Origin of the sequence: Actinoplanes sp. NPDC049118, assembly GCF_040648555.1 — a bacterium.
GTDB lineage: Bacteria > Actinomycetota > Actinomycetes > Mycobacteriales > Micromonosporaceae > Actinoplanes.
The window spans coordinates 241,339-266,685 of sequence record NZ_JBEZDY010000011.1; the positions used below are offsets into that span (position 1 = coordinate 241,339).

General features: G+C 73.0%; 18 protein-coding genes. 7 read left to right on the forward strand and 11 right to left on the reverse strand.

The genetic code is table 11. From position 1 onward, the window contains the following. Positions 1–23: 23 nt before the first annotated feature. From AB0B58_RS19620 to AB0B58_RS19630, 3 genes are all read right to left on the reverse strand, one after another. Positions 24–329, reverse strand: a complete 306-nt coding sequence (locus AB0B58_RS19620; RefSeq protein WP_360225205.1) for a GH25 family lysozyme — start codon at positions 327–329, stop codon at positions 24–26. Between the two features lie 256 nt (positions 330–585). Further along, a complete protein-coding gene (locus AB0B58_RS19625) occupies positions 586–2,091 on the reverse strand; it encodes an MFS transporter (protein WP_360225207.1) in 1,506 nt (501 codons plus the stop codon). A gap of 78 nt (positions 2,092–2,169) precedes the next feature. Then, positions 2,170–3,231 carry a YbhN family protein gene (locus AB0B58_RS19630; protein WP_360225209.1) on the reverse strand — a complete coding sequence of 354 codons (1,062 nt, stop codon included), beginning with the start codon at positions 3,229–3,231 and terminating at the stop codon, positions 2,170–2,172. 190 nt (positions 3,232–3,421) lie between these two features. On the opposite strand from AB0B58_RS19630, the gene AB0B58_RS19635 reads away from it, so the two are divergent. Continuing rightward, positions 3,422–4,063, forward strand: coding sequence for a TetR family transcriptional regulator (locus AB0B58_RS19635; protein ID WP_360225211.1), 642 nt, complete (start codon positions 3,422–3,424; stop codon positions 4,061–4,063). A 96-nt stretch (positions 4,064–4,159) separates the two neighbouring features. Here the strand turns inward: AB0B58_RS19635 and AB0B58_RS19640 are convergent, their stop codons facing one another. From AB0B58_RS19640 to AB0B58_RS19650, 3 genes are all read right to left on the reverse strand, one after another. Then, on the reverse strand, positions 4,160–5,569 hold the full coding sequence (locus tag AB0B58_RS19640; protein WP_360225213.1) for a carbohydrate-binding protein: 1,410 nt from the start codon (positions 5,567–5,569) through the stop codon (positions 4,160–4,162). Positions 5,570–5,706: 137 nt separating this feature from the next. After that, a complete protein-coding gene (locus AB0B58_RS19645) occupies positions 5,707–6,324 on the reverse strand; it encodes a GNAT family N-acetyltransferase (protein WP_360225214.1) in 618 nt (205 codons plus the stop codon). A gap of 60 nt (positions 6,325–6,384) precedes the next feature. Continuing rightward, positions 6,385–6,516 (reverse strand): hypothetical protein, encoded by a 132-nt coding sequence (locus AB0B58_RS19650; protein ID WP_360225216.1) that lies wholly within the window; start codon positions 6,514–6,516, stop codon positions 6,385–6,387. Positions 6,517–6,792: 276 nt separating this feature from the next. Here AB0B58_RS19650 and AB0B58_RS19655 point away from each other — a divergent pair, with 276 nt between their 5' ends. The 3 genes from AB0B58_RS19655 (at position 6,793) to AB0B58_RS19665 (ending at position 11,161) form a co-directional block, all read left to right on the forward strand. Next, the gene (locus tag AB0B58_RS19655; RefSeq protein ID WP_360225218.1) at positions 6,793–7,755 is read left to right on the forward strand and encodes an endonuclease/exonuclease/phosphatase family protein; all 963 of its coding nucleotides are present in this window, start codon (positions 6,793–6,795) and stop codon (positions 7,753–7,755) included. Between the two features lie 212 nt (positions 7,756–7,967). Then, on the forward strand, positions 7,968–10,373 hold the full coding sequence (locus AB0B58_RS19660) for a glycoside hydrolase family 32 protein (RefSeq protein ID WP_360225220.1): 2,406 nt from the start codon (positions 7,968–7,970) through the stop codon (positions 10,371–10,373). A 116-nt stretch (positions 10,374–10,489) separates the two neighbouring features. Next, the gene (locus tag AB0B58_RS19665; RefSeq protein ID WP_360225222.1) at positions 10,490–11,161 is read left to right on the forward strand and encodes a DNA methyltransferase; all 672 of its coding nucleotides are present in this window, start codon (positions 10,490–10,492) and stop codon (positions 11,159–11,161) included. Positions 11,162–11,181: 20 nt separating this feature from the next. On the opposite strand, the gene AB0B58_RS19670 is transcribed toward AB0B58_RS19665, so the two are convergent. Together AB0B58_RS19670 and AB0B58_RS19675 are read right to left on the reverse strand one after the other, a co-directional pair. Further along, complete coding sequence (locus AB0B58_RS19670; protein ID WP_360225224.1) at positions 11,182–11,793, reverse strand: hypothetical protein; 612 nt, start codon at positions 11,791–11,793, stop codon at positions 11,182–11,184. 57 nt (positions 11,794–11,850) lie between these two features. Then, positions 11,851–12,624, reverse strand: a complete 774-nt coding sequence (locus tag AB0B58_RS19675) for an alpha/beta hydrolase (RefSeq protein WP_360225226.1) — start codon at positions 12,622–12,624, stop codon at positions 11,851–11,853. Positions 12,625–12,873: 249 nt separating this feature from the next. Between AB0B58_RS19675 and AB0B58_RS19680 the strand changes: the two genes are divergently transcribed. Then, complete coding sequence (locus AB0B58_RS19680; protein ID WP_360225228.1) at positions 12,874–16,788, forward strand: Pls/PosA family non-ribosomal peptide synthetase; 3,915 nt, start codon at positions 12,874–12,876, stop codon at positions 16,786–16,788. Continuing rightward, complete coding sequence (locus AB0B58_RS19685; RefSeq protein ID WP_360225324.1) at positions 16,785–18,125, forward strand: M1 family metallopeptidase; 1,341 nt, start codon at positions 16,785–16,787, stop codon at positions 18,123–18,125. The genes AB0B58_RS19680 and AB0B58_RS19685 overlap by 4 nt, the downstream gene beginning before the upstream one ends. A 103-nt stretch (positions 18,126–18,228) precedes the next feature. Here AB0B58_RS19685 and AB0B58_RS19690 read toward each other — a convergent pair whose 3' ends face one another. After that, positions 18,229–21,204 carry a glycine--tRNA ligase gene (locus AB0B58_RS19690; protein ID WP_360225230.1) on the reverse strand — a complete coding sequence of 992 codons (2,976 nt, stop codon included), beginning with the start codon at positions 21,202–21,204 and terminating at the stop codon, positions 18,229–18,231. Positions 21,205–21,491: 287 nt separating this feature from the next. Here AB0B58_RS19690 and AB0B58_RS19695 point away from each other — a divergent pair, with 287 nt between their 5' ends. Beyond that, complete coding sequence (locus AB0B58_RS19695) at positions 21,492–22,961, forward strand: GGDEF domain-containing protein (RefSeq protein WP_360225232.1); 1,470 nt, start codon at positions 21,492–21,494, stop codon at positions 22,959–22,961. A 4-nt stretch (positions 22,962–22,965) separates the two neighbouring features. Here the strand turns inward: AB0B58_RS19695 and AB0B58_RS19700 are convergent, their stop codons facing one another. Both AB0B58_RS19700 and AB0B58_RS19705 read right to left on the reverse strand, forming a co-directional pair. Then, positions 22,966–23,955 (reverse strand): glutamate ABC transporter substrate-binding protein, encoded by a 990-nt coding sequence (locus tag AB0B58_RS19700; protein WP_360225234.1) that lies wholly within the window; start codon positions 23,953–23,955, stop codon positions 22,966–22,968. Further along, positions 23,952–25,244, reverse strand: a complete 1,293-nt coding sequence (locus AB0B58_RS19705; protein ID WP_360225236.1) for a hypothetical protein — start codon at positions 25,242–25,244, stop codon at positions 23,952–23,954. Before AB0B58_RS19705 ends, AB0B58_RS19700 begins: the two co-directional genes overlap by 4 nt. Between the last annotated feature and the right edge of the window lie 103 nt (positions 25,245–25,347).

Here is a 25,347-nt window from a genome sequence, read left to right on the forward strand (position 1 = left end):
GGACGCCGCGGGCCCGTTGCGTGTCAGGTGTTGTTCGCGAGGGCCACCAGCCGGCTGCGGTCGCCGTTGAAGTAGTCGCGGTCCACGGCGCCGCTGATGCCGGGGACCGAGCCGCCGGCGGTGTACTGCCAGAAGCTGTAGTACGGCGCGCCCGCCGGAAGTGCGCCCGGTGCGGCGGCCCAGCGGGCGATCCACAGCGGATGGTTCGCCCAGGGTCCGCTCCAGTTCCCGGTGCAGCTCGTCCACCAGCTCGTGGTGGTGTAGATGACCGCGTAACGCCTCGTGCGGCTGCGGTAGGTGTTGAGGAAGTCCGAGATCCACGTGCGCATCGCGGCCTGGCTCAGGCCGTAACACGTCGCACCGAAGTTCGGGTCCTTGTAGCTGACGCCCTCGGTGCTCTGATGTACGCGAAGCCGATGCCGGCGTTGCGCACGCTCGTCCAGTTGATCGAGCCCTGGTAGCGGGACACGTCGATGCCGGCGGTGGTCGCGGCCAGGGCCGGTGCGGCCGTGACCGTGAGGGTGGCGGATATTGCCGAGCAATCTATACCCGTGAATGTCTGGCCGCGGCGGAGCCGACGGGGCGTCAGGCGTGCGAACGGTGGGGAAGGTGCAGCTCCCGCGGCTCGGGCGGGAGGTCGTCGATGCCCGCCTCGACGGCCTGCTGGTGGCGCTTGTGCGCGGACGGCAGGGCGATCGCGGCCACGACGGCCAGGACGGCGACGCCCGCGCAGACCCAGAAGCCGGTGGTGAAGGCGCCGTCGGCCGGCATGCCCCGCGCGGTGGTGCCGGAGGTGATGACCGCGGCGACCACGGCGGTGCCGATGCAGCTGCCGATGGTGCGGGCGATGGTGTTGACGCTGGTGGCCTCGCCGGTCTGTGCCGCCGGGACGCTCTCGATGATGGCGTTGGACATGGCGGCGAAGGCGAAGCCGATCCCGGCGCCGGTGAGGATGCCGGAGGCCAGAATCTGCCAGATCCGGTCGTGGGCCAGGGCGGGCAGGGTGAACGCGGCCACGACGAAGACGGTGCCGAGGAACATCGGCAGCTTCGGGCCGTACCGGCGGTTGAGGATGCCCGCCAGGGGGCCGAAGACGACCATCATGACGACGGTGGGCAGCAGGAACAGGCCGGCCTGCGACACGGACTTCCCGAAGCCGTACCCGGTGGCCTCGGGCAGCAGGAGCAGCGTCGGGACCAGCAGGAACGTGCCGAACATCGCGAAGCCGAGGATCAGGGCGACCAGGTCGGTCGCCCACACGCCGCGGTTCCTCATCAGCTTCATGTCGATGAGCGGTTCCTTGACCCGCAGCTCGACGAGCACGAAAACGATCAGGCCGACGGCGCCGAGGGCGAGCAGGCCGACGGTCCGGGCCTCGCCCCAGCCCCACGCCTGGCCCTTGCTGATGGCCAGCAGCAGCGCCACCAGCGACACCGACAGGATGGCCGCGCCGAGCACGTCGAGCCGGCCGGGGGAGCGGACCGGTGACTCCTTCATGCCGAAGATCGCGCCGGCCAGCGCGACGGCCACGAGGACCAGCGGAAGCCAGAACAGCCAGTGCCACGAGAGATGCTCGACGATCGGGCCGGCGGCCACGATGCCGATACCGGCGCCGACGCCGAAGATCGCCGAGATCAGGCCGATGATGGGTGCGACCCTCTCCCGGGGCAGTTCGTCGCGGACCATGCCGATCGACAGCGGCAGGATCGCGCCCGCCGCGCCCTGCAGCACGCGACCGGCGATCAGCACGGCCAGGCTCGGGGCCAGCGCGGCGACCAGCGTCCCGGCGGCGAGGGCGGCCAGCACGCCGATGAGGACCCGGCGCTTGCCGGCGATGTCGCCGAGCCGGCCGAGAATGGGCGTCAGGACCGACGCCGACAGCAGGTACGCGGTGACGACCCAGCTGACGTCGCTGGTCGAGGCGTTCAACTCGCGTCCGATGGTCGACAGCGCCGGCGACACCAGCGACTGGAGCACCGCGAACGCCAGCCCGCCGAGCGCCAGGTACAGCACCAGCAGCCTGCCGCCCCGGCTCCCGCCGTCCGCCGGAACTCCTCCGGCGGGCGCGGCTTCTTCGATGGTGTAGGTCATGACGTTCCCGACGCTAGAAGTAAACGTTTGCTGACTTAATTATCGGCAGGCGGCCGGTTAAGTCAACAAGTGTTTACCTCACATCGTCGGCGCGGGTGCGTTGCGGGCGGCGAGGGCCTGGCGCCGGCCGTCCCGGTTCAGCCTCAGGTAAGCCACCAGCCCCACCGGCAGCAGGAACCAGAAGGAGACGATCCGGTAGGCGAGCACGACCGCGGCCGCGCCCGCCTGGGGCGCCCCGGCCGCGACGAATCCCGCGAGCAGGCTCGCCTCGATCAGACCGACGCCGCCGGGCGTGAGCGGGATCTGCCGCACCACCTGCACGGCCAGGTACACCGAGGCGAGGTGGAAGGCGGACAGCGGCAGCTCGCAGGCGTGTGCGACGGCGACCAGGCAACCGAGGTCGAGCAGCCAGTTGAGCACGGCGAAGGAGATCGTCACGGCCCAGTGGCGCAGGCGCACGGCGCGCGCCTCGCGGAGCACCCGGCGCGCCTGGAAGAGCCCCCGTGCGATCCGTCCCGGCCCGGGGCTCGGCATCCGGCGCGGCGCGGCGGCCGCGAGCGGTGCGCGCCGCCGGTACGCGACGACGGCCCAACCGCCGAGCGCGACGACCAGCACCGCCACGCCCGCCAGGGCCGCGGCTCGCCATCCGCCGTGCGGCGCGAACGCCGAGGTGCCGATCGCGCCCGCGTACAGCAGGGTCAGGCCGACGACGGAGGCCGCGCCGGACAGCACCATGCCGGTGGTGGCCGCGGCCGTGCTCGCGCCGTGGCGGCGGTACTCCCGCAGCGCGAACGCCGCGGACATCGCCGAACCGGCCGGCAGGACCATGCTCATCGCCGAGCGGCTGTAGGTGATGGCCAGCGCGTCGCGCCGCGAGACCCGGACGGCGAGGGCGGCGAGCAGGGTGCGCTGCTGCCGGGCGAAGGCCGCCTGCGACAGGACCTGTGCGAGCACGGCGGCGGCGAGCCAGCGCGGGTCGGCGGAGCCGATGATGGACAGGATCTGGGCGAGATCGGGTACGCGTCCCCGCAGCGCGACCGCGGCGGCGACGCCGGCGGCCGCCAGCAGCAGGACGCGGGCCCAGCGCCCGCGCAGCCACGCCATGCCCGCCGTCGTCGTGACAGCCCCCGCTGTGGTCATCGAGCCCGCTCCGCCCGGCCGGTAGTAAACATCCGCTGACATACAATCTACTGTTGATACCATCAAAATCAACAGGCGTTTACTACCTACTGAGCGGCGGATCACAGTGCCGTGACCAGCCACGTCAGCGTTTGTTTACCTGCCGTAGCGCCCCGGGATACGATTTCGGGGCGATGGAGAGGATGCCCAGGTGACGGCGAGCCCAGCAGGGGTGGATCCCCCTGCGACGTGTGAAGACGCTCCCGCACAGCGGCGGCGCCGCGACGCCGGCCGGACCCGGCAGGTCCTGCTCGAGGCGGCGCGGACCAGGTTCGCGCGCGACGGCTACGCGGCGACCACGGTGCGGGACATCGCCGAGGAGGCCGGCGTCAACGTCGCCCTCATCAACCGCTACTTCACGAACAAGGAAGGCCTGTTCGAGGCCTGCCTGACCACCGCCGTCACCGACGTGCGCCGGGACGAGAACGGCGTGCCGGTGGACGGGATCGCGGAAGGCATCGCCAGGCGGATCGGCGGCGCGGCCGACGACGACCGGCTGCGCGTCGCTCTGCTCCTGCTGCTGCGCTCCTCCGGCGACGACCGCGTCGACGAGCTGCGGCGCTCGGTGCTGCACGCGGTCAGCGAGAAGATGGCGACGGCCGCGGGCGGCGCCGACCCGGACGACGCGGCCCTGCTGCGCGCTCAGATCGTGCTGGCCACGACCCTGGGGATCGTCACGCTGCGCTCCTCGCTGGGTCTTCAGCCGCTCGCGTCGGCCACCGAACAGCAGCTGCTGGACCCGCTGCGCGACCTGGTCCAGGCCGTCCTCCCCGGCGCCGGCACACCCTCCTGACCCGGGACGCCGGGGCCCGCCGGATCTTCAGGACCACATTCGATCGTGTCCGGCCAGTCGGTGTTCACGGCAACACCACGGATCCGCGCGGACGACCTATCGGCGGAACTGGATCCAGTTCACGTTCACGAAGTCGGCCGGCTGCCCGCTCGAGAAGGTGAGGAAGACCTGGTGCCGGCCGGACACGTCGGAGACGTTGCCCGGCACCGAGCGCCAGGTCTGCCAGCCGCCGGTGTTGCCGAGCGCGAAGCTGCCGATCGGCGCGTTGCCGCGGCTGTCGATGCGGACCTCGACCAGGCCGCTGACGTTCGCCGCGGCACCCGAGGCCACCCGGGCCACGAAGTCGCGGACGCCGCCGGTGCCGAAGTCCACGTCGTTGAACTGCAGCCAGTCGCCGTTGCCGAGGTAGCCGACGTGCTGGCCGCCCTCGGTCGCGGCCTCCTCGGCGACCGCGGAGGACGCGTCGTACGACTCGGCCTCGATCTGCGCGTAGGCGTCGCGGACCGTGCCGGACGGCGGTGTCGTGGCGGGCGGTGTCGTGGTGGGCGAGGTGGTCGGCGGCGTGGTGGTTCCGCCCGACTGGTACACGGCGACGTAGTCGACAAGCATGGGAACGCCGGACTGCGTGGCCGCGGTCGGTCCGCCGCCGAACGCCGCCGGGAAGCCGCCGCCGATGGCCACGTTGAGGATCACGAACATGCCGTGCCGGGTGGCGTTGTTCCAGGTGGTGTCGTCCAACTGGCCGGCGTTGACCTGGTGGTACTGCACACCGTCCAGGTAGAACCGCAGCTGTTCGGGCGAGACGCCGCGGTCGTGCTCCACCGCGTACGTGTGGAAGCCGGTCCGGCAGGTGCCGCACGCGTGCTCGCCGCTGGTCAGGCCGGTGGTCTCGTTGCAGGGGCCGCCGGAGGCCACGCCGCAGTGCAGTGCCGAGAAGACCGAGTTCCGGCCGTTGATCGACTCCATGATGTCCCACTCGCCGATGCTCGGCCAGTTCGTCGCGCCGACCGGGCGCGCCGCCGCGCCCAGCGTCCAGAACGCCGGCCAGTAGCCCGCGGCGGCGGCCCCGGTGACGTTGGGCTGCTGCAGGCGGCCCTCGATGCGCACCTTGCCGCCGGCGGGCGCGGCGAAATCGGTGCGCTGCGTCTCCACCCGGCCCGAGGTCCAGTGCCCGGCGGAGTCACGGATCGGCTTGATCGCGAGGTTGCCGTTGCCGTCGTGGTAGACGTTCTGCGTCGAGTCGGTCATCGTCTCGATCTCGCCGGTGCCCCAGTTCGCGGCGCCGCCCGGGTACGACGTGCCGATGTCGTAGAGCCAGTCGGACCGGTTGAGCCCCGTGCCGGCGGCCCCGGTGAAGTCTTCACTGAAGACCAGGGTCAGGCCGGACGGCGCCGACGGGACGGCCGCGTCGGCCTGCAGGGCGAAGACGGCAGACGCGCCGCCGGCTGTCAGGACTGTGGCGGCGGCGAGACACCGGCGACGCCATCGGTACGCGGAACTCGGCATGACATCGGCCTTTCGATGACTGGATCGTCGGGGGAGGGGCCCACTCCCGGCGCTACGTGAGAGCGCTCTCACAAAGTTTCCAGTCTGTTACAGACCTTTGTCAATATCCATGAACGTCGATCAATTGCGGCCGGGCGCTACGCGGCGGGGTGAGTCCTGGTCCACATCGTGCGGGTCATCTCGTACTCGACCTCACCCGAGTCCGCGCCCGGCAGCGGGTCGTCCCAGGACGGGAAGTACGTGCGCACGTACCGCATGCCGATCGCCTCCATGACGCCCCGCGACCCCCGGTTGACCGCCATGGTCTGCGCGATCACCCGGCTCTGCCCGACGGTCTCGAAGGCGTGCCGCAGCAGCACCCGGGACGCCTCGCTCGCCAGGCCCCGACGCCACCAGCGGCGCAGGAGGCGGTATCCCAGGTCGCAGACGGCCGGGTCGTCGGGTTGATCGGGACCGTGTGCCGGCGGAAGCATCATGAGCCCGACGAACTCGCCGTCGTCCTCGCGCTCCGGCGCCGCCGAGCCGGGCGTTGCGCCGCCGGACCCGAACGCCATCCAGAACCCCAGCCCGTCCACCTTCCCGGCGAGCGCCATCCGCTGCGCGTGCGAGACGAGCACCTCGTCCCTGGTGCGCGCCCGCCCCCAGAGGTAGCGCAGCACCTCCGGGTCGGAATCGAGCTCGACCTCCAGGCCGAGATGCCGGTCCGCCAGCGGGATCAGCAGCAACCGGGCGGTGCGCAGAATCGGTTGGGGCATCCCGCCACCTTCACACGACGACAACGATCCGCGCGATGACGGCACGCGTGAGGGTGCCGGTCAATCGCCGGGGGTGAGTCGCCGCAGCATCCAGTCGGCCAGCGCGCGTACGGCGCCGGCGACCAGGCCGGTGACGGTGGCGGCGGCGAACCTGCCACGCAGGCTGCGGCGCTGGTCCCTGTCGCCGGACATCGGGTGCTCCTCACGGAAGGAAGGTGCCGGGCGGCTTGCACCCACTCTCGAGGCCGCCACGGAGATCACTTTCAGTTGCGACGGCGACGACTTCCGCTGGGGCCGCGAGCCCGGCGGCGCCCCGGCCCGGCCCGGCCCTGGAGCTGGGAACGCGGGTGAATGCCGAAATGCGACCGAAGGCCTCGCCGCCGGGATCGGGTACGCGACAGCGCTTGCCCGGCGCGCGGCCGATGATGCGCTTGAGCACGTCCGGCGCGCACGCCCGGGAGGCACTCGGTGATCACCGTAGGTACGTGGAACCTGGAGAACCTGTTCTGGCCCGATGACGAGTTCGGGCCCGACGACAAGGCCGTCTACGACGGGAAGCTGGCCGCGTTGGCCGCGACCATCAACGCGGCCGGTCCGGACGTGCTCGGCCTGCAGGAGGTCGGGCAGCCGGAGGCCCTGGCCGACCTCGTCGCCCTGCTGGACGGCGACTGGCACACGGTGCTGTCCACCCGCTTCGAGCCGCGTCGCCCGATCCGCGTGGGCGTGATCTCCCGGCACCCGCTCCAGGTCGTCACGGACACCGCCGTGTTCGCGCCGCTGCTGCGCCCGGTGCAGGGCGGCGACGAACCGCGGAAGACGGTCTCCGGCATGGGCCGCGGCGTCCTGGGCGTCGATGTGGACCTGCCCGGCGGGCAGCGCGTGACCATGCTCGTCTGCCACCTGAAGTCGAAGCTGCTGTCGTTCCCCGGGCCCAACGGCGCCAGCCGGTTCTCGCCGCGCAACGAGGCCGAGCGGGCCCGCTACGCCGCCTACGCCCTCTACCGGCGTACCGCCGAGGCGGTGACGGTCCGCGTCGCCGTCGACGACCTGCTGCACGGCGCCGGCCAACGGCCCCTGGTCCTGGTCGGCGACCTGAACGACGAGCCGTCCGCCGCGACTACCCAGATCCTGTACGGCCCGCCCGGCTCGCAGCTCGGCACCGCCGGCTTCAGCCGGCCCGACCGGGGCGACGACTCCCGGCTGTGGAGCCTCGCCCCGCTCATCCCCGAGGAGACCCGGTTCTCCCGCGTGTACCAGGGCCGGCCCGAGCTGATCGACCACATCCTCGTCAGCCACGCCCTGCTGGACCGGGTCCGCGAGGTCCGCACGGTCACCGACCGCAGGCTCCCCTCGGTCGGCGACGACCCGGCGGAACGCCGCAGCGCCCCCGATTCCGACCACGCGCCGATCTTCGCCACCATCGACGTGTAGCCGACCGGTGATCGTTTGCCGTCGGCCGGTAGGGTGCCGGCGCATGGGATCCGTGAAGCCGTGGCACCTCCTCGTCCTCGCCGTCTGCATGCTCGGTGTCGCCGGCATCGTGGCCGCGCTCCTCTTGCTGGTCCGGCGCAGGTAGGGCGGCCCGCGCCCGCGGCCTGCCGGCGGCATGACCGAAGACATCGATGTCGGCCTATAGTCTGCGGATGGGCACACGTCTCCGGCGGCTCGTCGCGGCCGCCCTGTTCGCCCTCGTCGCCGCCGTGACGACGCCCGCACTTCCCGCCGCAGCCGGCACCGCCGCGGACTATCCCGAGTTCCCCTACCCGGCGACCGCCTACAACGAGGCGCACCGCGGGCAGTTCCACTTCAGCTCGCGCGCCGGCTGGATGAACGATCCCAACGGCTCGTTCTGGTACCGCGGTCGCTACCACCTCTTCTACCAGCACAACCCGCACGGGCCGGCCTGGGACACCATGCACTGGGGGCACGCCACCAGCCCGGACCTGGTGCACTGGACGCAGCTGCCGATCGCCCTCGAGCCGGGCGTGCACGCGGGCGACCTCTGGTCCGGCAACGGCGTGGTGGACACCGCCAACGTGACCGGCCTCAAGAGCGGCGCGGACGACCCGATCCTGGTCTTCTCCGGCACCGACGGCGCCACGATCCACTACAGCCTGGACGGCGCCCGGACCTTCCAGACGTACGGCGGCGGCCGCAAGGTGGCCGTCCCGGCGGGCACCAGCCGCGACCCGAAGGTGTTCTGGCACGCGCCGTCGCGGCGCTGGGTGATGGTGATGTGGTCGGACGGCGGCGGCAACGGCGCCGACTTCTTCACCTCGGCCGACCTGCTGAACTGGACCTGGCGCAGCCGGTACGCGGCGGGCTGGTTCTTCGAGTGCCCGGACATGTTCCAGCTGCCGGTCGACGGCAACGCCGACGACCAGCGGTGGGTCCTGACCGACGCGAGCGGCGAGTACGTGACCGGCGACTTCGACGGCACCACGTTCCTGCCGCGGACCGCGATGCGGCGGATGGACCACGGCGCCAACGATGCCGGCGGCACGTTCTACGCCGGGCAGACCTTCCTCGGCGATCCCCGCGGCCGGGTGATCCAGACGGCGTGGCAACCGGCCGCGCGGGGCAGCGTCTGGAGCGGCAACCTGACCTTCCCGGCCGAGCTGCGGCTGCGTACCGGTCCCGACGGGGTCGGGCTCACCCGCACCCCGATCGACGAGCTGGCGTCGCTGCGCTCCGGCACGGTGACCATCGCCGACCGGACGGTGACGCCGACGGCGCCGGTGTCGCCGGCCGCCGCGGACACCTACGAGGTGACCGCGGTGTTCGACGCGGCCTCGGCCACCGCGACGCGTTTCGGGCTGAGGCTGCACACCCGCGCGGACGGCACCTACGACCGCGCCGTCACCTACGACCGCGCGGCCCGCACCCTGTACGGCGCGCCCCTGGCGCCGGTGAACGGCCGGGTGAGCATGCGGGTCCTCGTCGACCGGGGACAGCTGGAGGTGTTCGGGGGCGACGGCGCGTTGTCGGTAAGCGACGTCGTCCGCTTCGACTCCGCCCCCGGCAGCCAGGGCATGCAGGCCTACGCCGAGGGCGGCTCGGTGCGGCTGGTCTCGCTACGGTTCGACCGGCTGGGCTCGGCGTGGGGCACCGAGGAGTCGACGCTGACCGGCAACCTCGCCGGACCGTGGGCGGCCACCGGCGGCACCTGGACCGACGTGGCCGGCGGCAAGCAGGGCACAGCGACCGGCGACGGCTTCTACCTGAGCTCCACGGTCGCGGGCGACGGAACGTACGAGGCGGACGTCAGGCTGCGCGACGCGGCCGCGGCGGGCCTGACGTTCCGGGACCGCTACACCGCCAATGTGGACGCGGCCGGGCTGGTCAAGCTGTGGCGCCCGGGACGCGACATCGCGACGTACGCGACGCCGATCGCCCGCGACCGCACCTACCACCTGAGGGTGGTCGCCGCCGGGTCGCGCCTGCGGGTCTACCTGGACCACGGCAGCACGCCGGTGATCGACGCCGAGGACGGCACCTACGCCACCGGCCGCGCCGGCGCGAACGTCTTCGCCGGCACCGCGGTCATCGGCAACGTCAATCTCGGTGTGGCCGGCTTCGCCACCAACCTGGCCGGGCCGTGGCATCCGGCCGGCGGCACCTGGACCGCGCCCGGCGACGGCGTGCACGCGCGGGCCTCCGGCGATGCGTTCTATCTCAGCGGCACCACCGGCACCGACTTCACCTACGAGGCCGACGTGCGCCCGGTGAACGGGGTCGCCGCCGCGCTCACCTTCCGGGCCACCGCCGACGCGTCACAGCACTACACGGCGAACGTCGACACCTCCGGCGTGGTCAAGCTGTGGCGGCCGGGCCGGGACATCGCCGTGTTCCCGACACCCATCGTGGCGGGGCGCGCCTATCACCTGACTGTCATCGCCGCCGGCGCGCGCCTGCGTGTGCGGCTCGACGGCGTCCAGGTCATCGACGCCGTCGACTCTGCGTACTCCGCCGGTCTGTTCGGGCTGAACGTCTTCGACGGCACCGGCGCCTTCCAGAACGTCCGGGTCGGCGCCGCCGGGCTCCGGTGACGGGCGCACGACAGCGGAAAGGCGGCGTTCGACGTACCGTCAGCGTGCGGTGACGGTCTACGATGATCGGCGCACGCGGGCATGGTCCACTATCGACTACGATTGGCGAAGATCTCATGGGTGTGGCGAGTTGGCGGGTTCTTGACGGCGAGGACGCCGAGTTCGTGATGTCCTCCTCCGTCGCCCAGTGTGCCTGGGTGAGCCAGCTGCGACCGTTGATCGTCGAGCTGAGCAAGCCCGGGGACACGGTGTTCGACCCGTTCGCCGGCTGGGGCACGACCCTGGTCGCGGCCGCCGTCGAGGGGCGACGCGGCATCGGGATGGAGATCTCCGAGGAGCGGGTCGCCGAGGCACGCGAACGGCTGGCCGGATACAGCGATCAGACGATGCTGTGCGGCGACGCCCGCAAGCCGCCGGTGCCCGACGAGTCGGTCGACCTGGTGCTGTGCGATCTTCCCTACTTCGGCACGAGTGCCGAGCACGCGTCCACCGAGGAGGGCACGCTCTACGCCCTCCAGGAGTACGACGACTACCTCGGCGCCATCGAGGACGTCTTCGCCCAGCTGGCCCGGGTGCTCAAGCCGGGCGCCCACGCCGTGATCTGCGTGCAGAACCGCCGGGTGGCGGGCCGGTTCGTGCCGCTGGCCTGGGACGCCGCGCGGGTCCTCGGCCGTCACCTGGTGCTCGGCGACGAGCGGATCCACCTGTACCAGAAGGCGGCGAGCGGCGACGACCCCACCGTGACCAACCGGGCGCACGAATACCTGCTCGTGGCCACCAAGGCCTGAGAAGCCCCGACCCGAGCCGGTCAGGACAGGCGCCACCGGCCCAGTGCCGGGCCGTCCGGCGCGTAGACGAGCCAGGCCGGTGCCGCGGCCGCGAACGGCAGCTCGACGGTGAGCCGCTGTCCCTCGGCGAGCGTCACCGGCGCGCCGGAGCAGCCGGCCAGCACGGGCTCACCGTGACCGTCCGGGCCGACCAGCTGGAACGCGGCAGGGTCCCAGGTCATCGACCCCTGTGTCGCCGACACCGTCAGCGCGACGGTCACCAACGGGGCCTGCGAGCAGGCGTCGTTGCGCGTGCCGACGGTGCCGGGCGTCAGCCGCATCTCGCCGTCGGCGTCGACCACCTCGAGCGTCTCGGCGGAGCTCAGCCCGAGCGCGTTCGGGTTTCTCGCCCGCAGACCCGCGCCGGACAGGATGCCCGCGGCCTCCCTGACCTGTTCGTCGTCGAGCGGTCGATCACCCGCGGCCGGCGAACCGCCGGTCGCCCGCGTCACGTCCCGGCCGACCAGCAGGCCGATCGTCAGCCAGCCCAGGAACAGCGCCGCGATCAGGATCCCGATGCCACCCGCGGCCCAGGTCCTGGCCGGCCTGACGGGTTCCTTCTTCGCCACCTGTTCGGCGTCCCAGTCCCACATGTGCGCGCCTCCCTCAAAGCCCGAGCAGCATAGGGCAGGCGCGGCCGCCGTGGCCGTTCAGTTTCGAGCGGTGCGGGCCCGGGAGAGATGGTCCAGCAGAAGCGGGTGCAGCTGATCGGGTACCCGCAGGGGCAGCAGGTGGTCGGCGCCCGACAGCATGACCAGGCCGGCGTCGCGGATGCCCTTCTCGTACCGGCGGCCGATGTCCGTGATCGGCTCGACGTCGCGGTCGCCGAGCACGATCAGCGTCGGCACGGCGATCTCGCCCAGTCGGGGCTCGGCCGCGGGCTCCTCGACCTCCTGCTCGTCCTGCAGAAACCAGTCCGCCTGGTCGAGAACCACCGCGGCGGCCGGGTCGTCGGCGCGCAACCGCCCGGCCTCGTCGAACGACAACGGCCCCCACAGTCGCAGCATCTCCAACGCCAGGCCGGCGCCGTCGTGGCGCTCCCATGCGGCCATGCGGCCTTCGCGGCCGGGCAGCGCGGGCCAGTCGTAGCCGGACATCCCCGGCGCAACCAGCGCCAGCGACCGGATCCGGCCGCTCTGGGCCAGCGCGACATCGACGCCGGTCGCGCCGCCCTGGGACAACCCGACCCAGTGCACCGACTCGACTCCGGTCGCGGCGAGCACGTCGAGCGCGTCGGCGACGAGCGAGTGTGGGCCGGTCGGACGGGGAGAGAGCCCGTATCCCGGCTGGTCATAGCGGATCACCCGGTAGCCCGCCGCGACCAGGACGGGAACCGCGGCGTCCCAGACCCGTCGATCGGTGACCCCGGCGTGTGCGAGCACGACCGGCTCGCCCTGTCCCTCGTCCTCAACATGAAGTGCCATCGGCTGCACGTTAGCCGAGACCCCCATGGCGGCAGGACCGCCGGGCAGGGGCCGGGGGCGACTCGGTGGCTCAATGCCCGGATTCACTACGTTTGTGTCGGGTGACTTGTTGTGGTGGTCGCCACGAAACGGTAGCGCCTCCGTCATTCTGCGTTAATCCAACGTAGCGTTGAGCGTTGCCCCGGGCGGGTCCGCACGGCCGTACGCCTGGTTGACGCCGATCCGCGAGGTGAAGATGGTGCACGCCCGGTGACCCTGACGACTGATCTGCGCCTGGTAGAGCTTCCCCCCATCGCCATCCCGTCGGCGGGCCCGGCGGTGTTCCGCTCCTCCTCCACCCCGGTCCGGCGCACGCTCGTCGACATCCTCCACGACACCGTGAGCGCACACCCCGCCGCCGGCGCCCTCGACAGCGGCGCCACCGTGCTGACGTACCGCGAACTGGCCGACGAGGTCGACACGGTCCGGGCGTCGCTCGCCGGGCACGGCATCGGCGTCGGCGACCGGGTCGGCGTCCGGATCTCCTCCGGTACGGCCGAGCTGTACCTCGCGATCCTCGGAGTGCTCGCGGCCGGTGCGGCGTACGTGCCGGTCGACGCCGACGATCCCGAGGAGCGTGCCGAGCTCGTCTTCGCCGAGGCGGGCGTCTGCGCGGTGCTCGGTGACGGCCTGGCCGTCTCGCCGCGCCGCGCCCCCGGGGGCCGGCCCGGGCGGCCCGGGCCGGACGACGACGCCTGGATCATCTTCACCTCCGGCTCGACCGGAACCCCGAAGGGCGTGGCCGTCAGCCACGGCTCGGCGGCGGCGTTCGTGGACGCCGAGGCGCAGCTGTTCCTGGCCGGCGGGGCCGTCGAGGCGATCGGCCCGCGGGACCGCGTCCTGGCCGGGTTGTCGGTGGCGTTCGACGCGTCCTGCGAGGAGATGTGGCTGGCCTGGCGGCACGGCGCCTGCCTGGTACCCGCCGAGCGGTCGCTGGTGCGCAGCGGCGTCGACCTGGGTCCGTGGCTGGCCGGGCAGCGGATCTCCGTGGTGTCGACGGTGCCGACGCTCGCCGCGTTGTGGCCGGTCGAGGCGCTGGACGAGGTCCGGCTGCTGATCTTCGGCGGGGAGGCCTGCCCGCCGGAGCTCGCGGAGCGGCTGGCCGTCGAGGGGCGCGAGGTCTGGAACACCTACGGACCGACCGAGGCGACCGTCGTCGCCTGCGCCGCGCGGATGACCGGTGACGCTCCGGTGCGCATCGGGCTGCCCCTCGCCGGCTGGCAGCTCGCGGTCGTCGACGGGTCGGGCGAACCCGTGTCGATGGGCGAGACCGGCGAGCTGGTGATCGGCGGGGTGGGGCTCGCGCGCTACCTGGACGCGGGCAAGGACGCCGAGAAGTTCGCGGCGCTGCCCGCGCTCGGCTGGCGGCGGGCGTACCGCAGCGGGGACATCGTCCGGGCGGAGCCCGAGGGGCTGTTGTTCGTCGGCCGCGGCGACGAGCAGGTCAAGCTCGGCGGGCGCCGGATCGAGCTGGGCGAGGTCGACGCCGCGCTGCAGGCGCTGCCGGGTGTCGCCGGCGCGGCCGCCGCGGTGCAGCGGACCGCCGCGGGCAACCAGCTCCTGGTGGGATACGTGGTGCCGCGCGACGGCACCGACTTCGATGCCGCGGCGGCGGCGCTGCGGATCCGTGAGCAGCTGCCGGCCGCGCTCGTTCCGCTGCTGGCCGTCGTCGACGCGCTGCCGACGCGCACGTCCGGCAAGGTGGACCGGGCCGCGCTGCCCTGGCCGCTGGCCACCGAACAGGACGCGGCGGCCGAGTTGACCGCGACCGAGAAGTGGCTCGCCGGCGGCTGGGAGGAGATCCTCGGCGTACGTCCCACCGAGGCGGACGCCGACTTCTTCAGCAACGGCGGCGGCAGCCTGACCGCGGCGCAGCTGGTGGCGTGGATCCGGGGCCGGCATCCGCGGGTCTCGGTCGCCGACATCTATCTGCACCCGAGGCTGTCGCGGCTCGCGGCCCTGCTCGACGGGCTCGACACGACGGCGGCGGTCCGCCGTGAGGTCCGGCCGACGCCGCGGCGGGCCGGGCTGGTGCAGGGCGTGCTCCTGCTGCCGATGCTCGCGCTGGTCGGGCTCCGCTGGCTGACGGTCCTGGCCGCGCTGGGCAACGCGCTGGCCCTCGTCGTTCCGGCGCCGTGGGCGCCGGCCGTGTCCTGGTGGTGGGTGGCGCTGGGCTGGGCGCTGCTGTTTAGCCCGCTGGGCCGGATCGCACTGTCGGCCGGGGGAGCGCGGCTGCTGCTGCGCGGGGTGCGCCCGGGCAGCTACCCGCGCGGCGGCGGCGTGCACCTGCGGCTGTGGGCCGCGGAGCGGCTCGCCGAGGTGACCGGCGCGACCGGCGTCGCCGGCGCGTCCTGGATGATCACCTACGCCCGGGCCCTCGGTGCACAGGTCGGCCCGGACGTCGACCTGCACTCCGCGCCGCCGGTCACCGGTCTGCTGAAGCTGGGCCGCGGCGCGGCGATCGAGCCGGAGGTCGACCTGTCCGGCTACTGGGTCGACGGCGACGTCGTGCGCATCGGCCGGGTCCGCGTCGGCGCGGGTGCCCGGGTCGGGTCCCGCAGCACCCTCCTGCCCGGCGCCCGGGTCGGCAAGGGCGCGCGGATCGCCGCCGGCTCGACCGTGGCCGGCGCCGTGCCGGCGAACCAGCGCTGGGCCGGCTCACCGGCGGCACCCGCCGCCAAGGACCCGGCCGGGTGGCCCGCGCAGCGCCCCCGGCGGCCGCGGCTGCGATCCCGGTTCTGGACCGCCGCGTACGGGCTGACCGCGCAGTTGCTGGGGCTGGTGCCGGTCGTGGCCGCCCTGCCGGCGCTCGCCCTGCTCGGCTGGGTGCTGGCCTTCCGGCCGACGGCCGCCGCGGTGCTGGCCGCCGTCGCGGTGTCGACGGTCGCCTACCTCGTCGGCTATGCGCTGCTGGTGCTCGTCGCCGTCCGGGCGCTCAGCATCGGCCTGGGCGCCGGATACCACCCCGTACGGGGTCGCGTGGCGTGGCAGGTCTGGGCGACCGAGCGGCTGATGGGCATGGCCCGGGTCGGGCTGTTCCCGCTCTACGCCAGCCTGTTCACGCCCGTGTGGCTGCGGCTGCTCGGCGCCAAGGTGGGTCGCGGCGTCGAGGCGTCGACGGTGCTCGCGCTCCCGGCGATGACCACCGTCGACGACGGTGCGTTCCTGGCCGACGACACGATGGTCGCCACGTACGAGCTGAGCCACGGCTGGCTGCGGGTCGCACCGGCCCGGATCGGCAAGCAGGCGTTCCTGGGCAACTCGGGGATGGCGGCGCCGGGCCGGTCGGTACCCAAGCGCGGCCTCGTCGGCGTGCTGTCGTCGGCGCCGCGCAAGGCGAAGAAGGGCTCGTCGTGGCTCGGCGCCCCGCCGATGCCGTTGCGCCGCACCGTGGAGTCGGCCGACACCAGCCGCACGTTCGACCCGCCGGTCCGGCTGAAACTGGCTCGGGCGGCGATCGAGTTTTGCCGTATCGTGCCGGTGATGTTCACCGCCGCCCTCGCCGTCAGCGTCCTCGCCGCGCTGGCCTACGCGTGGCAGCTCGCCGGGGCGCTCGCGGCCGCGCTGGCCGCCGGGCCGGTGATGCTCTGCGCGGCGATCGTCGCCGCTGCCGTCGCGACGGCCGCGAAGTGGCTGCTGGTCGGGCGGTTCAAGGTCGCCGATCGCGCGCTGTGGACCTCCTTCGTGTGGCGCAACGAGCTCGCCGACACGTTCGTCGAGGTGCTCGCCGCGCCGTGGCTGGTCCGCTTCGCGAGCGGAACGCCGCTGCTCACGGCGTGGCTGCGTACGCTCGGCGCGAAGATCGGCCGGGGCGTGTGGCTGGAGACCTACTGGCTGCCCGAGTACGACCTGGTCCGGCTCGGCGACGGCGCAACGGTGAACCGCGGTTGTGTGGTGCAGACCCACCTGTTCCATGATCGTGTGATGAGCATGGATGAGGTGACCCTGGGCGCGGGGGCCGCGCTCGGCCCGCACGGCATCGTTCTGCCCGGCGCGAGCATCGGCGCGCGGACCACCGTCGGGCCCGGCTCGCTGGTGACCCGCGGCGACGCCGTGCCCGAGGACAGCCGGTGGCTCGGCAACCCGATCGCGACCTGGCCGGCGCCGGCCGCCCGCCGGGCATGATCCGGAGGGTACCGGGGGCTCGCGGCGCCTGGCCCGGTGCCGACCGCTCGACCGACCCGTACCTTCCCCAGCACGGCAACGGCGGCTACCGGGTCGTGCACTACGACCTCGACCTCGACTACCGGGTCGTGTCCAACCGCCTCGCCGGCCGGGCGACCGTCACCGCCGTGGCGGTACAGCCGCTGTCGCGGTTCACCCTCGACCTCGGCCACTTCCGGATCCAGGACGTCCGGGTCGACGGGCGGCCGGCGAAGTACGCGCACCGGCCGGACAAGCTGCACATCCGGCCCGAACGCCCCGTCTTCGCCGGCGACACCTTCCGGGTCGACATCCGGTACTCGGGCAAGCCGGTGCCCATCTCCGGCCGGTGGGGCGACGTCGGGTGGGACGAGCTCACCGACGGGGTGCTCGTCGCCAGCCAGCCGAACGGGTCGCCGTCGTGGTTCCCCTGCAACGACCGGCCCGGCGACAAGGCCGCCTTCCGGGTGGCGCTCACGACCTCTTCGCCGTACACCGTCCTGGTGACCGGTGATCTCGTCTCCCGGCGCCGCGGCGCGGGCAGCACCACCTGGGTGTACGAGCGCCTCGAGCCCACCGCGCCGTACCTGATGAGCGTCCAGATCGGACGGTACGAGCTGGTCGACCTCGCCCCGGGCGGGGTCGTGCAGCGCGCCGCGATCCCGCGTACGGTCCGCGCCGCGTTCGCGCACGACTTCGGCCGGCACGGCGAGATCATGGAGGCGCTGCAGCGGCTCTTCGGGCCGTACCCGTTCAGCGAGTACGTCGTGGTGGTCACCGACGACGAGCTCGACGATCCGGTCGAGGCGCAGGGGATGGCGGTCTTCGGGCGCAACCACGTCGACGGGCGGCGCACCCATGAGCGGCTGATCGTGCACGAACTGGCGCACCAGTGGTTCGGCAACAGCCTCACGGTCGCGGACTGGCGGCACATCTGGCTCAACGAGGGCTTCGCCACGTACGCGGAGTGGCTGTGGTCCGGGGTCTGCGGCGACCTGCCGACGGACACCCTGGCGGCGCAGTGGCACGCCCGCGTCGCGGCCCGCCCGGCGCAGGTCATCGTCGCGAATCCCGGCGCGGACCGGATGTTCGACCCGCTGGTCTACAAGCGCGGCGCGCTCACGCTGCACGCCCTGCGCAAGCGGGTCGGCGACGAGTCGTTCTTCGCCCTGCTGCGGGCCTGGGCCGCGGAGTACCGGCACGGGACCGTGACGACCGAGGGGTTCCGGGCGCACGCGCAGAGCTTCGCCAGGGAGCCGCTGGACGGCCTGTTCGCCGAATGGCTGGACCGGCCCGCGCTACCTCCGCTCCCGCGGTAGGCGCTGCGGGCAGGCCCGCCCGGCGCGCAACCTGGCCTCGAGCCGGGCGAGCTCCGGCATCCGCGGCTCGTCCGCGTCCCCGGGGACGTTCATCGGTGAAGGCTCAGAGGCGCAGCTCGGCCCAGTCCAGCAGGCCGGCGCCGAGGTCGCGGACGGTCGCCAGCAGACCGAGCCGGGCCGTGCGGATCGTCGGGTCGTCGGCCATGACGAAGACGTCGTCGAAGAACCGGCCGATCGGGGCGACGATCCGGCCCGTCGCGGCCGTGAAGCGGACGAGGTCCGGCTCCGGCGACGAGCGCAGGTCGGCGACGGTCGCGGACACCGCCTCGTGCAGCGCGACCTCGGCGGGTTCCTTGAGCACCTCCGGGTCGTACTGGGCCGGGGTGTCCTGCGGGACGATCCGCCGCGCCCGCTGGATCGCCGCGACGACGGCGACGAAGTCCGAGTCGGCGGCGATGAGCGAGTCGAGCTGGTCGAGCAGGCCGGCGGCGAGCGACGGGCGGGCGTACTGCGGCAGCACGGCACGGACCCGGTCGAGCGGACGGTTCTCCTCGATCAGGGTCTGCTCGAACCGCTTGGCCAGGAACACGCCGCACGCCGACAGCGTCTCGGCGGTCACCGGCACCGGCTGCAGCGTGGCCGCGGCGGCGAGCGCGTCGTCGAGGTCGAGCGCGGCCAGGGCCGGGTGGGCCCGGTGCACCGCGACGAGGCCGAGCACGGCGCGCCGGACCGCGAACGGGTCGCTGCTGCTGGTCGGCAGCCCGACGGTGGCGGCGAGCCCGATGAACAGGTCGAGCCGGTCGGCGAGGGACAGCAGCGCGCCCTCGGTGCCGGCGGGCAGGGCGTCGCCGGTGTTGCGGGGCAGCTCGGCCTCGTAGACGGCCTGGGCGACGGCCTCGCTCTCGCCCGCGTTGAGCGCGTAGTCGCGGGCCATCACGCCGGCCAGGCTCGTCATCTCGGTCACCAGCTGGGAGCCGAGGTCGAACTTGACGAGCTCGGCGGCCCGCCGCAGGGTTGGCGAGTCCAGGCCGAGCCGCCCGGCCAGCGTGGTGGCGAGCGTGGCGATGCGGCCGGCGCGGTCGGCCATCGAACCCAGCTTGTCGGTGAAGGTGAGCCGGGTGAGCCGCTCCAGCATCGTCGCCGCCGGCGTCTGGCGGTCGGCGCGGTAGAAGAACGCCGCGTCCTCGTACCGGGCGCGCAGCACGGCCTCGTTGCCGGCGCGGACCAGGTCGACGTTCACCGGCCCGTTCGCGACCGTGACGAACATCGGCAGCAGGGCGCCGTCGGCGTCGCGGACGGGCAGGTAGCGCTGGTGCTTGCGCATCACGGAGGTGAGCACGGCCTCGGGCAGCGACAGATAGCCCGGGTCGAACGCGCCGAGCAGCGGCGTCGGCGCCTCGACGAGGTAGGTGATCTGGTTCAGCAGCGCCGCCTCGCCGGCCAGGTCGATGACGCCCCGGGAGCGCACGAGGTCGGTGGCGCCGTCGGCGATCGCCTCGAGGCGGACCTCGGGGTCGGCGACGATGCCGTTGGCCGCGAGGGTCTCGAGGAAGGTCTCCGCCGAGGCGACCGGGACGACCGGCGACTCCGCGGTGCGCAGCAGGCGGGTGGTGCGGCCGGCGGCGAGGGTGGACACCGCGATCGGCACGACGTCGTCGCCCCAGAGGGCGGTCAGCCAGCGCACCGGGCGGCTGAACGACAGCTGCGGATCGTTCCAGCGCATGTTCTTCGACGCCCGCAGGCCGGCGACGATCTTCGCCAGCATGCCGGCGAGCACCTCGGTCGCCGCGCCTCCGGCCTCCTGCCTGACGACGACCACGTGGCGCGCGCCCTTGACGTCGCGTTCCTCGACGTCGGCGAGGGTCGCGCCCTGGCCCTGCAGGAAGCCCTCGAGCGCCTTGGTGGGCACGCCGTCGGCGTTGTACGCGGCCGCGACCTTCGGGCCCTTGACCACGCGTACGTGGTCCTCCTCCCGGGCCGCGACCGACTCCACCACCGCGATCAGGCGTCGCGGCGTCGCGAGGACCCGGATCTCGCCGTGGTGCAGCCGGGTCGCGGCGAGGCCGTCGGTGATCGTCCGGCGGAGCTCCTCGCGCGCGGCGCGGGCCTCGCTCGGCGGCAGCTCCTCGGTGCCGATCTCGAAGACCAGCGTGCGCGGCTCGTCGCCGGTCCGCCCGGCCGCGGCCGGTTCGGCCGGCTGGGCCGGCTCGATCAGGCCGAGCGGGTGCCCCAGCTCCTCGCGGCGGGCCTGCCACAGCTTGGCGACGTCGCCGGCGAGGCGGCGCATCCGGGCGAACTCGGCGGCGCGGTCGGCGGTGGAGACGGCGCCGCGTGAGTCGAGGACGTTGAAGGCCTGCGAGCATTTGAGTACGTAGGTGTGCGCGGGTACGGGCAGGCCGGCGTCGATGAGTCGCTGTGCCTCGGCGGCGTAGATCTCGAGCAGTTGCCGATTCGCGGCCACGTCGGCGTCGTCGAGGTAGTAGCGCGACATCTCGTATTCGCTCTGGCCGAAGACCTCGCCATAGCTGATGCCGGGCGAATATTCGATTTCCTTGAAATGCTGTTTGTCCTGCAGCGCCATGACGATGCGCTCGATGCCGTAGGTGATCTCGACCGAGGGCGGGTTGAGGTTCAGGCCGCCGGCCTGCTGGAAGTAGGTGAACTGGGTGATCTCGAGGCCGTCGAGCCAGACCTCCCAGCCGAGTCCCCAGGCGCCGAGTGCGGGGGAGGCCCAGTTGTCCTCGACGAAGCGGACGTCGTGCGCGGCGACGTCGATGCCGAGCGCGGTGAGGCTGCCCAGGTAGAGCTCCTGCGGGTTGCCGGGGTCCGGCTTGAGGATGACCTGGAGCTGGGTGTGCGTCTGCAGCCGGTTCGGGTTCTCTCCGTAGCGGGAGTCGTCGGGGCGCACGGACGGCTCGGTGTACACCACCCGCCACGGCTCCGGCCCGAGCACGCGCAGGAAGGTGGCCGGATTGAGGGTGCCGGCGCCGACCTCGGTGTTCATCGGCTGTACGGTCAGGCATCCCTGAGCCGTCCAATACGCCGTCAACCGGGCCAGTGCCTCCTGCATCGTGAGCATGGAGCCGGAGTCTATACGAGCGCTCCGGTTCCGATGCACCGCGCCGAGCCTTTTGCATCGGACGGTTTACACTTCGCGGCCGTCCGGAAATTGATTGTATTGACTGCCTCCAATTGATTTGCGTCCCCGTTCGGCGCGGTGATATCGCACTTCGCCTTGGGTCGAACCCGGCCCGGGACGAGACCGGCCTCCCACGGGTTGTCGGGGCGGTCACCCGGGGCGGTTCTCAACCGTCGATCGCCGGTGCCGATAGGCGGGATGTGCAGAAGAGGACGGCGGGGCGCCTGGTGGGGCGAACGCGCCCTGTCCACCTCGCGTACCTGGTCACGGCGCTCGCCGCCTGCGTGTTGCACCTGGCGAGCCCCACCGCGGTGCGCCTCGCGATCGTGACCGCCGCCAGCGCCCTGGCGGTCGTCGGTATCACCATCGGCATGCGGCTCAACAGGATCCAGCGGCGCAGCACCTGGTACATCCTGCTGCTCGGCACCGTGCTCTTCACGATCTTCAACTACCTGTGGTTCATGGATCTGGGCCTGGGCGTCCCGGTCGGCGCACACGGCCCGGCCGTGCTGCTGCTGCAGGTCGTCGCGTACGTGTGCATTCTCAGCGCGGCCCTGATGGTCGTGTTCCGGCACGGCGCCGGCGACCGCGGCGGCATCCTCGACGCCGCCCTGATCGGCATCGGGCTGATCACCCCCGGGTGGGAGATCCTGCTCCGGCCGCACCTGCAGAGCGTCGGGGCGGCGGCACCCACCCAGGCGGTCTACCTGGTCAAGTTGCTGATGCTGACGGCCAGCATGGGAGCGCTGCTCCGGATCGCCCGCACGGCGGGCACCGCGCGGGTCTCGCTGAACTACTTCGTGATCAGCCTGGTCTCCACCATCGTGAGCGTGGTCACCTCGCTGCTGAGCACGCGCCCGGACAGCGACTACTACTCGCCGCTCGTCGACGTGTGCGCGATCGTCGGCTACCTCGGCCTGGCCGCGGCGGCGCTGCATCCGAGCGCGACGGAGTTCACCCAGCCCAGCGGCTGGCGCCGCGGCGAGCTGGCGCCGGTGAAGCTGCGCCATCTCGGCTTCGTGCTGGCGCTCGTGCCGGTCGTCGGCAGCGTGCCGATGCTGTTCGGCGAGACCCCCGACACGCTGCTGCTGTCGCTGGGCACGCTTGTCGTGACGCCCTTGGTGATCATGCGAATCGGCCTGCTGCTGGCGGAGCGCACGGCGGACCAGGAGGCGCTGCGCTACCAGGCGCACCACGACGAACTGACCGGCCTGATCAACCGGCGCCGGTTCTTCGCCGTGCTCGAGCAGGAGGTCGAACGCTGCCACCACGGTGAGTCCCCGGGCCTGGCCGTCCTCTACTGCGACCTCAACAAATTCAAGATCGTCAACGACGAGTACGGCCACGAGGCGGGCGACCACGTCCTGCGCACGTTCGCGGAGCGGCTGACGGGCGCGCTGCGTGCCGACGACATCGCGGCCCGGATCGGCGGCGACGAGTTCCTGGTGCTCTGCCGGGACGCCGACGCCACCGACGCGGAGGGCCTGCGCCGCCGGGTGGAGGAGCTGGCGACGGAACCGGTGTGGTGGGCCGGCCACGAGCTGCCCCTCGGGGTGGCGGTCGGCATGGCCGCCGGCGCCGGCGCCGACCTGTCAGGAGACGCCCTGGTCAAGGCCGCCGACACCGAGATGTACGTCCGCAAGTCGCCCGAGCCGGCGCCGCCGGTGACCGTGGGGCGGCACCGGGCCCTGGTGTGACCGGTCAGTCCCGGTAGACCGGGGCCGGCGGAGCGGGCGCCCGGCCGAGGCTGGGCAGCCAGCGCTGGTAGCTGCGGGACCAGGTGCCGTCGGACCGGATGCGCTCCAGGACTCCGTTGACGAATCGCACCAGCTCGGGCGACCGGCGGGAGATGCCGACGCCGGCCGGCTCGTCGGAGACCGCGGCGCCGGTGATCTCGGTCGTCGGATCCTGCGCGGCCAGGCCGGCCAGCAGCACGTCGATGGTCGAGACGGCATCTACCTGACCCTGCTGGAGCAGCACCAGGCAGTCCAGGGTGCTGTCCGTGCTGACCGGGATCGGGCGGGACGGCTGTGCGGCGATCGCCCGGATGCTCGTGCTGCCGCGGGTGGCACAGACCTTGCGGCCGCCGAGGTGGGCGAATTCCCGGATCCCGGAGCCGCGGCGCACCAGCAGGCGCTGGTGCGAGGTCAGGTACTCGGTGGAGAACGAGACCTGCTGCCAGCGTTCGCAGGTCATGGTCATCGTCCGGATCACCATGTCCACCTCGCCGCGTTCGATGACCGGGATGCGGTCGGCCGTGGTGATCGACCGGAACTCGATCGCCTTCGGGTCGCCGAACATCGCCCTGGCGATCGCCCGGGCGATGTCGATCTCGAAGCCGACGAGATCACCGGTGGCGGGATCGCGGTAGCTGAACAGGTACGCGTTCTGGTCGATGCCGACCACCAGCCGGCCGCGCTGCGCGATGCGTGCCATCGCCGTGCCCGCCGGCATGCGGCCCGGTCCGGGCAGCGGGCCCGCGGGTCGCAGGCTGGCCCGCGGCACGCAGTCCGGTGCGGGCCCGGCGCTGGGCACGTCGGCCGGGTCCTCGACGTTCAGCGGCCGCGGCACGACCGCGCGCGCGGCGGACGCGGCGACCCGCGGCTCGTCGTCGGCGCCGCCGCACCCGGCGGCCACGGTCAGCAGGAGCAGCGCCGCGCACGCCGCCCGGAGTCCCGCCTGCGAGCTCACCGGTATTCTCCGATCCGCGGCCGGATGCCGGCGATCACCGCGCCAACCAGGCCGAGGGTGATCAGCACGAGTCCCCATCCGAGACCGCCGAGCGCGCCGCCGGCGTGCCCGGCGTGGCGATCCACCCGATCGTTGGTGCCGGCGAGGGCGGCCTCCAACGCGGTGTCGAGCCGGCCGAAGACGGCGGACGGGCTCTGCGGCCCGGTGTCGGTCGCCATCCTCACCGCCTGCTGGTAGTCGCCGCCGTCGTCGAGCCTCCGGACCTGACCGTGCAGGTCGGACCAGCGGCGGGCCTCGGCGCGGGCCGCCTCGATGACCGCGCGGTCGGCCTCGGTCGGCGCCTGCGACGACGCCCGGCCGAGCAGGCCGCCGGTGCCGTCCGGGCCGATCAGTTCGGCGAGGGCGGCGCGGAAGTCCTTCTCGAACCCGGCGCCGCTGCCGCGGGCGATGAGCGTCAACGCCTCGTCCGCGCGGGCCTGCAGGGACGCCCGGCGGGCGTCGGCGAGCAGCGCGACGAGCGCCGAGCCGTCCCGGCGGCCGGCCTCCAGCTGACGGGAGGCGACACCGGTGGCCGTGATCGACCAGGCCGGCGAGGCGACGGCGATGAGGCTCGCGACGACCAGCCCGACGTTGAACACCCGGTTGGTGCGCCGGGCCACCAGCACCTGCGCCGCCAGCAGGGAGGCGAGGGTCACCAGGCCGGCCAGCAGGACGGCCCAGGGGAGTCCGGCGGCACCGCGCTGCGCGTCGAGCAGTCGTCGCTGTGCGGACTCGAGCAGGTCCTGCGCGGCCGGCAGTAGGGTCAGCCGCATCAGGCCGGAGGCCTCCCGGACGTACGCCCCGCCGAGCGGAACGCCGAGGCGGTTGTACGAACGGGCCGTCTCCACGAGGCCGGTGTACACCGGCAACTGGTCGGCGAGCACGGTCAGCCGGGCGGCGTCCTCGTCGCCGGCCGATCGCAGCGCGACCGTCAGCGCCGCGGTCGCGCGGGCGATGTCGTCGAGATAGCGCGTGCGCAACCCGGCCGGCTCGACACCGTTGGCCAGGAAGGCGTTCGTGGCGGTCGCGTCGGCGTCGGACAGCGATCGGTACAGCTCCTGTGCGCCCACGCTGAGCGGCCCGCTGACGTCGGTGATGTCGGAGGTCAGCGCGGACCGGTGCCAGGCGGTGGCGGCGCCGGCGATGCCGCTGCACAGGGCGATCATCACCAGCCCGGCGGCCACCAGCCGGTAGAGATCAGGCGTGGCGATCCGCCCCCCGAACCTGCCTTTGAGCGGGACACGCGGCACCCTCAACCCCCATCGCTCCCAGCCGGATATCGGGAGTCGAGACGACGGTAGGCCATCGATACAACGGCGGTCGCCTCAGCCGCGGTGCCCGGTGGCCGATAGG

Coding starts and splice junctions, on each gene's coding strand:
- AB0B58_RS19620 (WP_360225205.1), bottom strand. CDS start 329: ATGCGCACGTGGATCTCGGACTTCCTCAACACCTACCGCAGCCGCACG.
- AB0B58_RS19625 (WP_360225207.1), bottom strand. CDS start 2,091: ATGACCTACACCATCGAAGAAGCCGCGCCCGCCGGAGGAGTTCCGGCG.
- AB0B58_RS19630 (WP_360225209.1), bottom strand. CDS start 3,231: ATGACCACAGCGGGGGCTGTCACGACGACGGCGGGCATGGCGTGGCTG.
- AB0B58_RS19640 (WP_360225213.1), bottom strand. CDS start 5,569: ATGCCGAGTTCCGCGTACCGATGGCGTCGCCGGTGTCTCGCCGCCGCC.
- AB0B58_RS19645 (WP_360225214.1), bottom strand. CDS start 6,324: ATGCCCCAACCGATTCTGCGCACCGCCCGGTTGCTGCTGATCCCGCTG.
- AB0B58_RS19650 (WP_360225216.1), bottom strand. CDS start 6,516: ATGTCCGGCGACAGGGACCAGCGCCGCAGCCTGCGTGGCAGGTTCGCC.
- AB0B58_RS19660 (WP_360225220.1), top strand. CDS start 7,968: ATGGGCACACGTCTCCGGCGGCTCGTCGCGGCCGCCCTGTTCGCCCTC.
- AB0B58_RS19665 (WP_360225222.1), top strand. CDS start 10,490: ATGGGTGTGGCGAGTTGGCGGGTTCTTGACGGCGAGGACGCCGAGTTC.
- AB0B58_RS19670 (WP_360225224.1), bottom strand. CDS start 11,793: ATGTGGGACTGGGACGCCGAACAGGTGGCGAAGAAGGAACCCGTCAGG.
- AB0B58_RS19675 (WP_360225226.1), bottom strand. CDS start 12,624: ATGGCACTTCATGTTGAGGACGAGGGACAGGGCGAGCCGGTCGTGCTC.
- AB0B58_RS19685 (WP_360225324.1), top strand. CDS start 16,785: ATGATCCGGAGGGTACCGGGGGCTCGCGGCGCCTGGCCCGGTGCCGAC.
- AB0B58_RS19690 (WP_360225230.1), bottom strand. CDS start 21,204: ATGCTCACGATGCAGGAGGCACTGGCCCGGTTGACGGCGTATTGGACG.